Source organism: Scopulibacillus darangshiensis, from assembly GCF_004341035.1.
GTDB lineage: Bacteria > Bacillota > Bacilli > Bacillales > Sporolactobacillaceae > Scopulibacillus > Scopulibacillus darangshiensis.
The window spans coordinates 19,047-34,188 of record NZ_SLXK01000046.1; the positions used below are offsets into that span (position 1 = coordinate 19,047).

Below are 15,142 nucleotides of genomic sequence, written 5' to 3' on the forward strand. Positions count from 1 at the left end.
CATTTTCCGTCGTTAACTTAAGTGAAATAAAAAAATGGAGGGATGCCATATGAAAAAGGCGAAACTTTTGTTCACGACGGCTATTGTCATGACGATGCTCTTTCTTGCTGCCTGCGGCAACAGCAGTGAGGGCGGAGAAAAGGCGGAGAAAGGGGAAAAATCATCGAGCAATGAAAAAAGTCCAGCGTTACAGACGTTAAATAACGATAAGGTTGGCAGCTATTTAGCAGATGCTAAGGGAATGACCCTTTATGTTTTTAAAAAGGATAAAAAGGGTGTCAGCAACTGTAAGGGCGAGTGTCTTAAAAAATGGCCGGTCTTTTATGCAAAAGACATGGACATGCCTGAGGGGTACAACAAAAGCGACTTTGGAACAATCACAAGAAAAGACACTGGAAAGAAGCAAACAACATACAAAGGCTACCCGCTTTATTACTTTTTTAAAGATAAAGCAAAAGGAGATATCAAAGGTCAAGGCGTTAAAGGGGTTTGGTATGTTGTAAATGACGAAACGTTTGCTAAATTGGCGGGTGATTCTGGAGAAAATGCCACTGATTTGGCAAGCGGGACTGATACCGTTTTGGCTGATACGGCAAATTTAAAGAAAACAGTTGAACAGTCTTCGAAAGACACCGCAAGTATAAATAATGCCGGTAAGAAATTGGGAGAAGACTGGGATGCGATTGAAAAGAAGGTCGAGGAAAAGTACCCTAAGGATTATGAAAATATTGAAGACAGCCTCTATCCATTGCTTGCCGAGGCGGCCAAAGAACAACCGGATGAAGATAAAATGAAAAAACTGATCGCGGACGTCACAAACAAGCTTAATAGCTTCAAAGAAAAAGTTTCTTCATAATATTGTAGCCCGCTTTAAACCGCAAAGGAACTGCCTGTGACAGTTCCTTTTTTTTTCAATTTTGAGCCATTTACAAGCCCGCCGCCGTGTGATAATTTTAAAAGAATCATAGAAGAGGGCGGTGAGAGTTTGAGGAAAAAATCGGACCAGGAATTGATGAAACTGATCGAGCAAAAACACCGCTCAGCTTTTGAAGAACTATATGACCGCTATATTAACCTCATATACAGCTATTCTTTGAAAATAACGAAAGGCAATCAGGAAAAAGCAAAGGAAATCGTTCAACATGTTTTCTTGCGCATTTGGACGACAAAAAGCCGGTATGACCCTAATAAAGGTCTGTTAATCAACTGGTTAATCACGGTGACACGAAACATATCCATAGATTTTATCCGCAAAGAAAAAAAGCATGAGGAAAAACAACAAATGATGGTTGCCGAGACGGTTATTACCCAAGAAAGCAAGCCGTTTCAGAACATACATATTGAAGATGCGAAGAAGCGATTAACTGATGAACAGCAGCGGCTGATCCGGCTTCTATATTGGGAAGGTTATTCATTAAGAGAGATTGCCGCGATGGAAGAAGAGCCGATTGGAACGGTTAAAAGCCGTTTGCACCAGTCGCTCAAACGGATGAGGCAGCATCTCAAGACTGAAAAGGAGGGCAGAGTGGATGGCCAATGAATGTGAACACCTAATGGACTATTTAGCCGGTGAATTAACAGAAAAAGAAGCCGAACATTTTCAACGACATTTATCCCGATGTGAACAATGTTCATCTGAGCTTGAACAGCTGCAAGAAGCTTGGCATTCCCTCCCCTCTGAAGCAGAACATGCGGATGTCCCGCCTGAATTAAAATCAGAAGTCATGAATTTCGTCTTTAATGAGGCTTCTGCGGAAAGCCCGAGAACCATGGATGCCTCAGAAAAGATAACCGCTTGGACACATCGTTTTATAAAAGGCTTCGCGCCCATTACAGCAACAATCATTGTGTTGTTATTTATCGTTTCAGCCGGACTTCTCTATGAAAATATCCAATTAAGAAGCACAGCGACTGAAAGAATCACAAATGCCGCAAAAACGACTCAGCTCTTTTTGCTTCAATCGATTGTTCAAACTAGCCACGCCAAAGGCTATGCTGCTGTTATAAAAACGGGTGATGATCGTGAACTGATCGTCAATTTAAAGGATCTGCCCATACTTAAGGGAAAAGAAGCGTATCAAGTCTGGCTTCTGAAAGACGGCAAACGGCAAAATGCCGGAACCTTGCGCCCCGCCAAAGATGGCCATGGCATGTTGACCTACCGCTTGCCTGGCGAATATAAATTTGATGCGATCGGCATCACATTAGAGCCTAATGCCCATGGCACCAAGCCCCGCGGCAAAAAGGTCATCGGCATGGCGCAAGGGTAAAAATCGGGAGAACCCCTCTGTTCAAAGAACAGAGGGGCATTATTTGGCAGCGATATATTAAACTTCCTTATTGCTCTCTTTGGATTCAGGGATAAAAAAACAAAAGGTGTAAAAATCATGCTCTGAGTAAAAACCCACTTTGCCATTTAGCTTTTTTACAATTTCTTTTACAATCGCGAGCCCAAGACCAGATCCCCCCGTTCTTCGGTTGCGGGATGCTTCAACACGAAAAAACGGATCAAACAATTGGTCCTGCACCTCTTCCGGGATGTCCCTGCCTTGATTTGAAACCGACACCTTAAAGTGATGATTGACCTGTTTGCCTTTGATGACAACTTTTTTACCGACATCATACCGAATCACGTTATCGAACAGATGAGCTAGGATGGCTTGTACCGCTTTAGGATCACAATAAACAGTCTTTGATTCCACTTGCATGTCAACGTCTATGTTCAATTCATCAAATCTATCTTGAAATAATAGAACCGCTGATGCCACGGTATGCTTTATCTCAATCCATTGATTATCGATATGGCTGTCTTTCCATGCCTGCAAGTCATGCATGTTTTCTACCACATCGGTTAACTGAACGCACTCTTTTCTCAACAAGGCATAAACCGATTGGCTTTGTTCAAAAACTCCCGATTCTAATCCCTCTAAATAGCCATTCAAGGTTGTCAATGGTGTCCTAAGTTCATGGGCGAGACCATCCATCATTTGGTTTTGCCGCCTGCTCAAATGCTTCATCCGATCCGCAATCTGCCCCACTTCATCTTTTGAGTTAACCATAATGGCATTGCCATTTTTATTTAACATGTTCGAATCATCGGACAATCGATTCAACGGATAAAGAATTTTTTTCGATAAAATCAAATGAATCAATATGGCTGCAAGAAAGGTAATGATGCCCGCTTGAAGAAAATATTCTCCCACGACCTGGCGGAAATGCTGAGACTGCAAGCAATATTTTCTTCCACATCGCTACCAAGACTGAACCACAAAATCATTCCCGGCCATAACGGATGATTATGCTTGCGAACATTAGCCACAAACCAATACACAACCAGAATCACAGTCAAAACAATTTGAAGAATAGCATAAAGCGGTGCCGAAAAAGATAAGACCAATGTTAATAATTGATAACTTCCAAAAGCGGTTAAGAGGGCAATGAAACTCGGTTCAATATAAAATTTTAATTGCTGTTTGTCTTTCTTCACCCTGAAGATTAAATAGAGCATCACCACCCCAAACGCTAAGACAACCCCTTTTTCTCCGCCTGTGAAATAAAGCTGATTCAGGGGACTGGAAAATGCATCTATTGGATGAAAAAGGGTATAGCTCAACTTCCAAACAGCAACAAATAGAAATAAGGCGTTCCACAAAATTTCCTCAACACGCGCTACCATCCATTTTTGGGACACGCAAATTCGTATGAAGATATATGCCGTAAGTCCGCCTATGGCATACATGATCCACTGTTCCTTGATCATCACCGGCCCCAAAAACTAAACCTCCCCCATTTAAACACCTCCCCTTGTAACCATAATGATAGATTTTAAAGTTTTGATAAAGAAAGCTATAAAAAAACACCGGTGAAGTTAAGTCACCGGTGAAATACTGCATCAAATGCTTGCGCCCTCTGGCATTTACCCCGCTGTCATTGGCTCTCTTCTTTCCTGAAAAACTCGTTTCGCTGTCTTTAAGGCATTCAAGACACTAGGGGATCCTCTCTTTCCTGTTGTTTTATTGAGCTAAGTAGCCGCCATCTAATGCAATGGCCTGTCCTGTAACACCTTGAGCTTTTTTACTTGCGAGGAACGCGGCATAATCGGCAATTTCTTTGACATCAAGCAGCCGGTGCTGAGGAATGAGCGGGTTAAAGACCTCTTCAAAAACTTGCTCGACTGGCACATTTCGCGTATCAGCAACATCCTTAAGCTGATTTTGAACAAGCGGTGTATCAACATATCCGGGACACATGGCATTAACGGTAATCCCATGGGCAGCACCCTCAAGCGCGGCTACTTTCGTCAAGCCGATGACACCATGTTTGGCACTGCAATATGCTGCTTTACCAGCAAAGCCGACAAGGCCATTTATCGAAGCCATGTTAATAATGCGACCATGTTTTTGCTCTTTCATAATCGGAAACACTTTTTTAGTCGCTATAAAAGGTGCCGTTAACATGAGCTTGACCATAAATTCGAACTTTTCTGTTGGAAATTCCTCAATGTTTGCGACATGCTGAATCCCGGCGTTGTTTACCAAAATATCTATTGAGCCGAATTGATCCGTGGTGAAAGCAACCGCATGTCCGACTTGTTGTTCATCCGTTACATCACAACCAATTGCTTGTGCCTCATAGCCTTCCCGCCTTAAACTAGATGCAGCCTGTTCGGCCTTTTCCCCGTTCAAATCTGATAAAACGATTTTCGCCCCTTCCTTAGCGAATGTTTTGGCTATTTCCAAACCAATTCCGCTCGCTGCACCGGTCACCAATGCCACCTGTTGTTTCAATAATTGGTCCATTGTTAAAACCTCCTAAGTATCTTCGTTTCGATAATTTATTGCCTACATTCAACTTTACACCCCATGCCATCTATAGGTAAACTGAATTGTAATTATTTTACCTATAACTATTAGTAATAAGAGAGGTTTGTCTCTATGGATATATGATGCATCTTAATAAAGGCAAAATCAAAATTGGGCAGCCTGTAGAAAAGCCGAAACATGGTATATGCTTCGACTCCTGTGAATTAAGGCCTTCAAACCGTTTCTGAGGAAACTCCCGACTCTATACTGCTCTTCGATACATTTTGAATCATAAAGCTTAGCATGAAAGTTAACAAACTGGATATACCCAGGGTTATGATCCCTGCTTTGGAAAATCCGAAGGGGATAAACAGCGCAAACACCGGTCCGCCGATAATTGAGCCCAGATTATACAATAAGAACAGCCAGCCGGTTACTCTGCCTGCCAAGTGGCCCTTGACACAATCTTGGCCGAGTGCGGCGATAAAACCTGCATACCCGAAACCAATGCCAAATATAAATGTAAAAATAAAGAGGGCTATGATATGATCACCAACACTAAATATGCCCACACTGCCTATCAAGACCAAAAATCCAGACAATCTGACAATCTGTTTTCTTCCGATCTTGTCTGCCAGCATCCCTAAAGGGAACGCTGTGATCATGCCTCCCAATCCCCCCATTGAAGAAATGGCGGCAGCCTGACCAGGACTCAGGGACAACACCTTTAGAAGATATTGTGAGTAGTAACCAAGATATCCGAACAAGGTAACCCCGAAGAACAGAATTAGCATTGATAACACAACTATATTTCTATTAAATATCCCTTTGAAGCCAATCTCATGTTTTTCCGCCTTTTTATAAGTCTTAGGTATAAATAAATAAAACAACACAAGCGATATTGCACTTAAGGCAGCTGATACCACAAATGGCACGTGAAAATGCGGTAAAAAAGGGGAAATAATATAAGGTGCTGCGAATATCCCGCCGCCATATATAATTGTAAAGATAGACACAGATCTCCCCCGCATCTCAGGGAAAAGATCACCTAGGAAGGCAATGATGGCAGGCTGAAACATCCCAACACCCATACCTACTAACAGACGTGCAACAATTAATAGGGGCAAATTCCCAGCGTAACCGCTTACTAAAGTAAAAACAGAAAAGACGGCAACGGATAGTAGAATCGTGTATTTTACTGAAAATTTATCAAACAAAAACCCGCCCACCATACTGAACAAAGCAATGCCTGCTGCATATCCGGTTGCCAAAATGCCAAGCATGGCCGGGGATCCATGGATACTTTGGACAACGTATGGCGCGCCAAATTGAAACAGGCTGCCATCAAATCCTTCTAAGAAACCGGGGAAAACCGAAACCAATACAATCAAAAGGAAATGCGCTTTGCTTTTGCCCGCAACCGAGCGGATCGTTTCATTATTTCTCAAGCCATATGGTTTCATATACCTATCACTCTCCTTTTTAGCGGTCAGAGTTTTACAGTGCTTATCCTAAAAATTTGAATACCGCGTTTACAAAGATATTCACACCATATTCCATCGCATCTTCATCAAAGGTAAAAAGCGGATGGTGATGGGGATAGGTGATTCCCTTTTCTTCATTTCTTGCGCCTATATGGTAATATGCACCCGGGGCTTTCTGTTGAAAGGCAGAAAAGTCTTCGGCACCCATTTTTGGCTTTAACCGTTCAACTGTTTCATCCCCATACACTTCGCAGATGGTTTCTTCAATGACTTTGGTGATGTCTTCATCATTAATAACTGGGCGATACCCATGTTCGTACTTCAGATCATAAGAAGCACCATGCGCTTCTGTTATCCCTTTTAGCACCCTTTCCATTAGCTTTGGCATGGACTCACGGTATTTTTCATCAAAGCTACGTACCGTCCCATGAATTTCTACTGAATTGGCAATCACATTTCCCGCTTCTCCGCCAACAAATTTACCTATCGTTAATACCACGTTATCCAAAGGATCTATGTTTCGGGAAACAACATGCTGCAAATTGGAAACCACTTGAGCGCCAATGACAATACTGTCAACCGTGTCATGCGGCATACCGCCATGGCCGCCCTTTCCTTTAACCGTTATCCAGAAACCGTCCGTTGACGCCATCATCGGACCATATGCAATGCCGACCTTTCCTACCTCAAGATCTGACATGAGATGGGCACCGATGACAAAATCAACGCCATTCATGACACCGGCATCAACCATTTCCTGCGCTCCACCCGGAAAGTGTTCTTCTGCATGTTGAAAAAAGAAACGCACTTCACCTTTAATTTGATCCTTCATTCCTGAGAGAATTTTTGCGGTTCCCAGAAGCATCGCAGTATGACCGTCATGCCCGCATGCATGCATAACACCCGGATTTTGAGAAACGAAATCAAATTTATTTTCTTCCTCGATCGGCAGCGCATCTATGTCGGCACGAATAGCCAACGTTCTGCCTGGCTTTGAACCAATGAGACGAGCCATGACACTATATTTTGTAGGACGAGATATCTCCAAATCCCCAAAGGACTGAAGTATTTCATAGATAAACTGTGATGTCTTCTCTTCCTTATAGGATAATTCAGGATTTCTATGGAGATGCCGCCTCCATTCAATCACTTCTTCCCTTACACTTTCCGCTGCAGCATTTAATGTTGTCTTTAACATTATCTATACCTCCCATAGATTCATATTTTTCAAATAATATTGCCCGCTCGTTGTTCTTAATCGGATCATTATTCATTTGCACTTATTGTTGATTCTTTTTCCATCTTATGGTCAGCACCCTTATGAATAGCCGCCCCTAATACAAAACCAATGACTGCCGGAACTAGCCAAGCAAACCCTTGGGAACTTAACGGCAGTATGGTTATAAGCTGAGCTAATACAGGGACCTTCAAACCAAGCGTTCCCAAAGCGGCTATTAAACTGGTCAAAAAAGTTAAGAGGATCGTACCTCTATACGCTCCCGGATTCGGAATAAATGTGCGAAAAACACCTAGGATGACAAGTACAATCGCGACTGGATAGAGTACCGTAAATATCGGCATTGTATAGTTAATAATATTATCAACACCAAATGATCCAACCGCAGCAGCTAATATGCAAATGATAAGTGCCCAAATGCGATAACCGACTTTCTCTTTAGTAAGTTTATTCAGAAAGTCCGCTATAACAGGGATTACGCCGATTGCCGAAGTGAGACAAGCTAATGCAATGGCGATAGCTAGGGCAACAGCACCAAAATTACCAAGGACCTGATCAACGATTGCTGATACAAGTGCCGTGCTGCTAGTCCCCTGACGGAATATTGCACTGCCTTCTGCTCCGATAAATAGCAAACCGCCGTAGACAATCGTTAAACCAAGCCCTGCAATTATTACTCCACGAGCGGCTACTTTTCTCATCGCGGCACCTTTATAACCATGGCCTATAATCGCTGCTATAAAAATAGGGGCGCAGAATATTCCGGTAACCACATCACCTGTTTGATAGGCGCTAATAAACGCATTTGAAAATGGATTCTTAAGATCTGTTTTAACAGGTGATCCAATTGGATCGAAAATCCCCTTTCCGACAATAACTATTAGGATGACTATCAGAAGTGGTGTCAGGATTTTCCCTATTTTATCCACTACATTTGTCTTATCCATTGTAAAATAAAAACATATAGAGAAGAAAACTATAATTGTTACAATAGAAGGCGCATCAGGAAATAAAATGTGAATACCTAACTCATGTGTTGTTGCTGCCATTCTTGGGATTGTAACGAACGCGCCAATGCCAACCATAAGAAAGAGATTAAAAACCTTATGAAACCAAGAGCTAATCGGTTTTGTCAGATCTTCAAAGCTGCCGCCGAAATTTAATATCGCAAATACTGCTAATAACGGAAGAATAATCCCTGTGATACCAAATCCGATGAACGCAGGGACCCAACTTGTTCCAGAGGCGAGTCCAATCGTGGGGGGAAAGACGAGATTTCCCGCCCCAAAAAAGATCGCAAATAGGGCAAAGCCTAATGTAAATGTATTTATTATCCTTTTGTTCATCCCTTTTTCACTTCCCATTCCGTCGTTTAATGAAGCCGATGATAATTAGGAAAATCAGGGACCTATCCATTTTGTTCGGAAAATGGATAGGCAGACCCTTATTTCTATGCATGAGTTACACTTTTTGCCTGATAAACCAAGTTACCGCCCATATAGGTTTCTTCCACCTTAACCTCATCAATCGTCTCAGGACTGATCTCCAAAATGTCCTGATCAAGTACAATAAAGTCGGCATGGTACCCTGGAATAAGTTGTCCGACATCAGGAATACGCGTGATTTCCTGAGCTTCCTTGGTATAAAGTGTGATGGCAGTGGAGATATCTACTCGCTGTTCCTGACCTGTATCCGTTCCATCATGGGCCAGACGTGTTACAGCAGCCTTAAGCCCAACAAAAGGATTGGCAGGATCTGCCCATGCAGTTCCCGGAGCATCGGAAGAGAACGCTACTTTAATACCTGCTTGTAACATGGATTGAACCGGATAGGTTTGCTTCGTACGGTCATGACCCAAGTTATTAAGATAGCTTTCAATTTCTGCATATAGAAAAATCGGTTGTGGGACGAAAGCAAATCCCGTTTCAGCCGCGCGCCGAATGGCCTCATTTGTCGGCATGGCGGCATGCTCAATCCTTATGGATGGGCCATCCTTCAACCAGCCTTTTTTGCCATAAAATGTATTAACAATTAAATCAATCGCTTGCTCACCCATCGCATGAACAACCAGTTGGATGTTATTCTGCTCTGCCGCTTCTGCCGCAGCTAACAATTCTTCTTTGGATGTCGTTGCAATGCCGACATTTCCATCCCCCCTATGATAAGACGGATTTACCCAGGCAGTTTGTCCGGATACACTGCCATCTGCGAATAATTTAATGCCTCCAATGTGAACAGGGCTTTTTCTGTTTGTTTTATTCTCGTCTAATACAGGTTGTTTTTCCAAATCGCTCCACTTATAGTATAAAACCGTACGTTGTTTGAGACCTTTGTTGTGTGCCTCATTATAAATCTCAAAGTAATCAAGGGGTTCTGTTCTTGCCATTAGGTCTGTTATTGCTGTAATGCCATGTGAAAGCAATTTTGAACTTAACTCAGCAAGGTCAAAAGCATTATCTTCGAAAGTTTGAACAGGCATGACTTCGAAAACCAAATCTTTCGCATTTTCGCGTAAAACCCCTGTAGGTTCACCATCTGCATCTTTATCAATTTGTCCACCTGGGGGATTCGGCGTGTCCTTTGTAATTCCAGCCCTTTCTAATGCCACGCTGTTCACCACAGCAATATGACCATCTGCCCGCCTTATCATCACAGGGACACCTGGTGCAGCCTGATCTAAATCCCAGCGTGTCGGCGCCCGCCTATCGGTTAATTTCCCTTCATCATATCCCCATCCCTCAATCCACTCAGCCTTGTCCCGGGATTTCCGCTGTTTTCGAATCTGATCCATTAAATCTTCAATTGAATGAACAATCGGCGGCGCACAGGCTATTTGCTTTGAAACTTGTGCTAGAATCAGCGGATGCAAATGAGCATCGATAAAACCCGGAAGGACCCGGCGCCCTTTAAGATCGATACGTTTTCCATCCATTTCTCCCAGATTTGTTTGTTCCCCAATCCAGGCAATCCGACCGTCTCGCACTGCCATTGCACTTGCATAAGGCTGGTCAGGATTAGAAGTAAATATCCGGCCGTTTATAAAAATAAAATCGCTTTTTTTATCCATCTTTCTCTCCCTCTCTTTTTGTTGATATTAACTCGAAATGATAATGGGAACACCCCCACGATTGTATAAGTTGCAATTTCTGTGCCAACTATTATTTTTTTTATCAAGATGCTGCGTGGTCCTTGCTGCTTGAGCCCTGTATTACCCGTACAATGGCATTTTTATCTCCTTTTTTATTTATTTAGTCTTCATCATGCATTAATTCTGAACATAAAAAAAAGGGGGAAATCCCCCCTCATCGTAAAAAAATTTTTACTTTAACTTGTACTTGTCGATCTTATACTTTAATGATTGTTTTGAAATGCCAAGACGTCTTGCAGTTTCAGCTAATTTTCCTTCGGCGGCCTGTAATTCCCTGACTATCATCTTTTTTTCAAATTCTTCTACCGAATCTTTTAAAGAATGGCTTTTATCGTCTGTTGGTGCGCCCGCTTGCGGACCGCTGTAGTTACGGATTCTTCGGGGAATATCATCTATTGTAATCTGTCCGGCATTGGCATTATTATAAGCCGTTTCGACAGCATTCTTAAGCTCTCTTACATTTCCCGGCCATTTGTATTCTTTAAAACAGTCCAAAACTTCCGGTTGAACATCGTTAATCACGGTATTCATGTTATTGTTGTAGAAATTTATAAAGTTCTCAAGAAGGACCTTAATGTCATCTTTTCTTTCCGCCAAATTTGGCAAGTCGATTTGTACTACACTGAGTCTATAAAAAAGATCTTCCCTTAGTTTGCCTTTTTCAAGCAAATCGTCTGGATCTTCATTTGTGGCTGAAATGACCCTAATATCTAAGTGGATGTTTTTCTGGCCGCCGACCCTTCTAATTATCTTCTCTTCTATGGCTTTTAACAGCTTAACTTGAAGATGCGGTGCAAGGGAATTAATTTCATCCAAAAATAAGGTGCCGCCTTGTGCCTGTTCGAATAAGCCCGGCATATCTTCAGAGCCTGTAAAACTGCCTTTCTTTGTACCAAACAAGGTGCTTTCTAATAAACTTTCTGGAACAGCACTGCAGTTTAATGAAATGAATGGTTTTCCGTACCTGTCACTTAAATTGTGAATGGCTTGTGCTACAAGTTCTTTCCCAGTACCTGTTTTACCATAAATTAAAACTGTAGAGTTTGTCTTGGAAATTTTTTCGACTTTATTTTTGACGGCTATCATTTTTGATTCGACGGTGATAATGTCCTCGATGGTATAGACGGTGTTATTTTTTCTATAGATTTTATGCCGCGCATACTTATCCAAGTATTGAATGCTATCCTTTGAATAGTAGTGTTTGGAAAATTCTATTGCACCTTTAATCTTGCCGTTTTCTTTAATTGGATATGTTGAACTGACAGATTCTATAGTGCTGTCTATTTTTGTCAGCATTTTTTGTCTTACGTCACATAAGGCTTCACCGCTTTTTAAAACTTTCATCACCGTGCTGTTTTCCTCAGTAAGATTTTTATAGAAAGTTGTGATATTTTTGCCCAAGAACTCTTCAGGCGTCTGCCCCAATTCCTTGAGAATATCTAAATCGGCCACATCATAAAAGATAATCATGCCCTTTTCATCCGTTACTAATAAATCATCATAATTGGACAAATTCTTAAAGCTATCCAGGTCAATATTCAACATATCCCCCTCCTATCCAAAAAAGCCATGATCGCATAAAATTTCATATAATATAGCTTATCACAATAGGATTTTATTTACCCTTATTTAAAAATACAGCCGAAGCACCAGATAGTGCTTCGGCTGTTGGATCATTCACCTTTTTTCAAAACTTATATAGTGTGTTGATTCGGCATGTTTCTTGACTTGGTCCCGTGTGAAGAGCATCGGTTTAAACTTCCAATTGGCATACAATTTGATTTGATCATCATAATGTTTATTTGCCTTCCCATCTTTACCGACGAAACCGATTTCTCCTGGTGGTGTGACGTTATGCCCGGCAGGTCCCTTTTTGGTTAGTTCAACATAATGGTTTTCACTTCCCCGGTTCATTTCAGGAATGGGTTGACTTGAACCGAGCCCATATTGAACGCCAATAATTGCTTGTTCACCGAATTTTGTTGTACGAACTGGAGTCAGCCAATGGCTTATATCATTGCCTCTTTTCTTACCTAATTGTTTCAAGGCTTGATCAAGGCTATGGAGAATCACCTGATCATTACTAACTTTTAACCAGTCATATTGTGTCGGAAGCTGTGCATGATCACCTTGCAATGTTCTTAAGCATAAGCTGCAGCCATACCTGTGGTCAATGGTGTCCTTAAGTGAATGATAGGCATTTCCAAGGTCTGACTTGAACAAATTATCAACCATCTTCGGCCACCAGGCTTCAAAAATTGGTACTGCCGGACTGTCATAATAGCCATCTTTATTTAAATCCTCATTAAGATTGTTCCAATCCTTAAGATAGTGATAAACCTTCTTGTATCTTGGGTTTTTATCGATATGACGTTTTAATGCCTCCAATAAGTAGGGCTTAAAATGTTTGGTTCTAAGGTTCGCTAAGCTTGCATGATAGTTGAAATCATTCATTTTATCCAATGTGATATCATCCGTTGCTTTAAGCTGATCAATATATTGTTCGGACCTGTTATCAGCACCCCAGTTGTAACTTAGCTCACCATTATTGGAATCAGCAGATGGTTTATTATTCCAATTGGCAACAAAGCCAGTTTCCGGATTTATAACAAACGGGTTCGTTTTCGGGTCTTTAAAACCTTTCCAATCGTACTGGCCGCCTCCAGGCGTCGGCAGCCTTAAATCAACGCGTTTATTACGAATCGGTTGTTTACCTGTATGGAAATATGCAATGTTCCCATGCTTGTCCGCATACAGCCAATTAAGTGACATCGTATACTCCCTTGCTGCTTTTGCAAACTGGTGCAAATTTTGAGCCCAATTTGTTTTCAAATAAGCAGACCAGCTTTCCGCCTCTGTTCCACGGAATGTCCAGGCTTTGCTGTACGCTGTATAGTTCTTTTTATCAAAAGCTATAGCAGGACCATGGACCGTATCATAAAACGCCTTTTTTACTTTCTGGACTCTTCCGTCTTCGCCTCGGACTTTGAAGGTTTCCACCCGTTTTTTCATGTTCAGCCATTTCCCTTTATATTTATATTGATGCGCGTTATTCGGGTTGAGTTTTTCTTTAAAAATATCAACGACATTCCCATATCCGGCCGTTGCGGTTAGAGCAAAGTTCCTTGTCGCACCAAACATGATAAAAGGATAGCCGATAAAACTGGATCCTTCGATATCTATCCCCGGCCCGTGCAGCCCCACTTCATACATGAATCCCGGAGCTGACAGACCAACCTGCGGCCCTCCCATCAGCATCGCATTTCCGCTTTTTGATTTCTTTGGACCGACTACCATAGCGTTGCTTCCCACATGAAGCGGAAGCCCTAATTCGTGGGAGTAGGATATAAAACTTTGTCTTCCCTCGTTAAGATCACCGGCTATAGTTTCAATGCCATTAAAAGAATGATTTACTCTTTTTATTTTATCTTGTTTAACTTTTTCAGTTGATGCTATGCTTGTAGCTGCCGCAGGATCATTTTTCCAAAAGATATCATTAAACATTTTTTGTCCCGTTTCAGCACCATGTTGCTTTTTTAGTTTTTCAAGAGCTGAAGCATTTTTAACTTCATCTTCTTGGTCCATAAATACTGTCATGGAGGACATGTACAATCGGAGCACATCAACATCCGTCCATAACCTCGGCTTCACATGATAATCATGAAATTCCTTCGATAACTTTTCATCAGGACTTTTGCGGGCTTCTCGAACATACTTATTAATGCCTTCCGCATACCATTTCATAACCATACGGGAAAAAGGGTTCATTTTTAAAATCATCTTCTTGATTTCTTTGTCACTGTAGCCGTCTCTCCTCATTTTTTCATCATGAGCCAGGTACTTTTTTCCGAAAACCTCTGAAACGTTACCTTCGTTGCCGCGGCGAAACATGACAAGCTGAAATAGTCGGTCTTTGCCTGTGACATATCCGTAAGCTCGATACAGGTCCCTTTTTGATGTCGCATAAATATGTGGGACACCGTAGTTATCCCTCGTTACTTTTACGTCATTTACTTTTTCGGACTGGGGTTGTCCTGCCTGAGCTTTCCCAGATGACATTGGAACCGTCGAAAAGAGCAGTAGCAAAACCGCCAACACCATCATTATCCTTCTTTTTTGCAAACAATCGCCTCCTGTTTATTCATTTTTGCGTGTTCGTTAATTTCCTCCTTTTCATTAATTGACGTTACTTTTATATAACGTTATAATAACGAATTATAGTTTTTTCGTTTTGTTTAATCAATAATATTCACTCTATTAGTAAAATTTAGATCATTAGTTGTGTCAATAGTACCGGACCAATGGCCTACTGATGACAGAGTGTTCAGCCAATTTATGAGAAAGCACTCTAATAAAATAAAAAAAGGGTTGTTAGCTTTAAACTGGCACCCATGTCAAGGACACTTTAAAAAAAGAGATTATGCAGATAGAAGATGATTCCTATATTGAATAGGGGTCATCTTTTTTAAAT

Annotated in this window: 12 protein-coding genes; 3 read left to right on the plus strand and 9 right to left on the minus strand. The window is 41.5% G+C overall.

The annotated features are described in order from the left end of the window. The first annotated feature begins 49 nt into the window (after positions 1-49). The 3 genes from EV207_RS23805 to EV207_RS19745 all read left to right on the plus strand — a co-directional run bounded on the left by EV207_RS23805 (position 50) and on the right by EV207_RS19745 (position 2,270). Complete coding sequence (locus EV207_RS23805) at positions 50-856, plus strand: COG4315 family predicted lipoprotein (RefSeq protein WP_132747878.1); 807 nt, start codon at positions 50-52, stop codon at positions 854-856. Between the two features lie 129 nt (positions 857-985). Next, positions 986-1,540, plus strand: coding sequence for an RNA polymerase sigma factor (locus tag EV207_RS19740; RefSeq protein WP_132747879.1), 555 nt, complete (start codon positions 986-988; stop codon positions 1,538-1,540). Beyond that, complete coding sequence (locus EV207_RS19745; RefSeq protein WP_132747890.1) at positions 1,530-2,270, plus strand: anti-sigma factor; 741 nt, start codon at positions 1,530-1,532, stop codon at positions 2,268-2,270. The genes EV207_RS19740 and EV207_RS19745 overlap by 11 nt, the downstream gene beginning before the upstream one ends. Positions 2,271-2,327: 57 nt before the next feature. Here EV207_RS19745 and EV207_RS19750 read toward each other — a convergent pair whose 3' ends face one another. The 9 genes from EV207_RS19750 to EV207_RS19790 form a co-directional block, all read right to left on the minus strand. Further along, a complete protein-coding gene (locus EV207_RS19750; RefSeq protein ID WP_165887018.1) occupies positions 2,328-3,230 on the minus strand; it encodes a sensor histidine kinase in 903 nt (300 codons plus the stop codon). Further along, positions 3,149-3,772: a hypothetical protein gene (locus EV207_RS19755; RefSeq protein WP_132747881.1), complete on the minus strand. Its 624-nt coding sequence runs from the start codon at positions 3,770-3,772 to the stop codon at positions 3,149-3,151. The genes EV207_RS19750 and EV207_RS19755 overlap by 82 nt, the downstream gene beginning before the upstream one ends. Positions 3,773-4,013: 241 nt before the next feature. Continuing rightward, complete coding sequence (locus EV207_RS19760; protein ID WP_132747882.1) at positions 4,014-4,799, minus strand: 3-hydroxybutyrate dehydrogenase; 786 nt, start codon at positions 4,797-4,799, stop codon at positions 4,014-4,016. Between the two features lie 236 nt (positions 4,800-5,035). Next, complete coding sequence (locus EV207_RS19765; protein WP_132747883.1) at positions 5,036-6,265, minus strand: MFS transporter; 1,230 nt, start codon at positions 6,263-6,265, stop codon at positions 5,036-5,038. Positions 6,266-6,308: 43 nt separating this feature from the next. Next, on the minus strand, positions 6,309-7,484 hold the full coding sequence (locus tag EV207_RS19770) for a M20 family metallopeptidase (protein ID WP_132747884.1): 1,176 nt from the start codon (positions 7,482-7,484) through the stop codon (positions 6,309-6,311). A gap of 68 nt (positions 7,485-7,552) precedes the next feature. Then, a complete protein-coding gene (gene brnQ, locus EV207_RS19775) occupies positions 7,553-8,869 on the minus strand; it encodes a branched-chain amino acid transport system II carrier protein (RefSeq protein ID WP_132747885.1) in 1,317 nt (438 codons plus the stop codon). Positions 8,870-8,973: 104 nt separating this feature from the next. After that, entirely contained in the window at positions 8,974-10,590 is a 1,617-nt protein-coding gene (locus EV207_RS19780) for an amidohydrolase (protein WP_132747886.1), read from the minus strand. 252 nt (positions 10,591-10,842) lie between these two features. Further along, on the minus strand, positions 10,843-12,216 hold the full coding sequence (locus tag EV207_RS19785) for a sigma-54 interaction domain-containing protein (protein ID WP_132747887.1): 1,374 nt from the start codon (positions 12,214-12,216) through the stop codon (positions 10,843-10,845). Between the two features lie 132 nt (positions 12,217-12,348). Beyond that, positions 12,349-14,793 carry a penicillin acylase family protein gene (locus EV207_RS19790; RefSeq protein WP_132747888.1) on the minus strand — a complete coding sequence of 815 codons (2,445 nt, stop codon included), beginning with the start codon at positions 14,791-14,793 and terminating at the stop codon, positions 12,349-12,351. Positions 14,794-15,142: the final 349 nt, after the last annotated feature.

Excerpts from the sequence above, each read along its gene's own strand:
- EV207_RS23805 (WP_132747878.1), top strand. The coding sequence starts at position 50 with ATGAAAAAGGCGAAACTTTTGTTCACGACGGCTATTGTCATGACGATG.
- EV207_RS19745 (WP_132747890.1), top strand. The coding sequence starts at position 1,530 with ATGGCCAATGAATGTGAACACCTAATGGACTATTTAGCCGGTGAATTA.
- EV207_RS19760 (WP_132747882.1), bottom strand. The coding sequence starts at position 4,799 with ATGGACCAATTATTGAAACAACAGGTGGCATTGGTGACCGGTGCAGCG.
- EV207_RS19765 (WP_132747883.1), bottom strand. The coding sequence starts at position 6,265 with ATGAAACCATATGGCTTGAGAAATAATGAAACGATCCGCTCGGTTGCG.
- EV207_RS19770 (WP_132747884.1), bottom strand. The coding sequence starts at position 7,484 with ATGTTAAAGACAACATTAAATGCTGCAGCGGAAAGTGTAAGGGAAGAA.
- brnQ (WP_132747885.1), bottom strand. The coding sequence starts at position 8,869 with ATGAACAAAAGGATAATAAATACATTTACATTAGGCTTTGCCCTATTT.
- EV207_RS19780 (WP_132747886.1), bottom strand. The coding sequence starts at position 10,590 with ATGGATAAAAAAAGCGATTTTATTTTTATAAACGGCCGGATATTTACT.
- EV207_RS19785 (WP_132747887.1), bottom strand. The coding sequence starts at position 12,216 with ATGTTGAATATTGACCTGGATAGCTTTAAGAATTTGTCCAATTATGAT.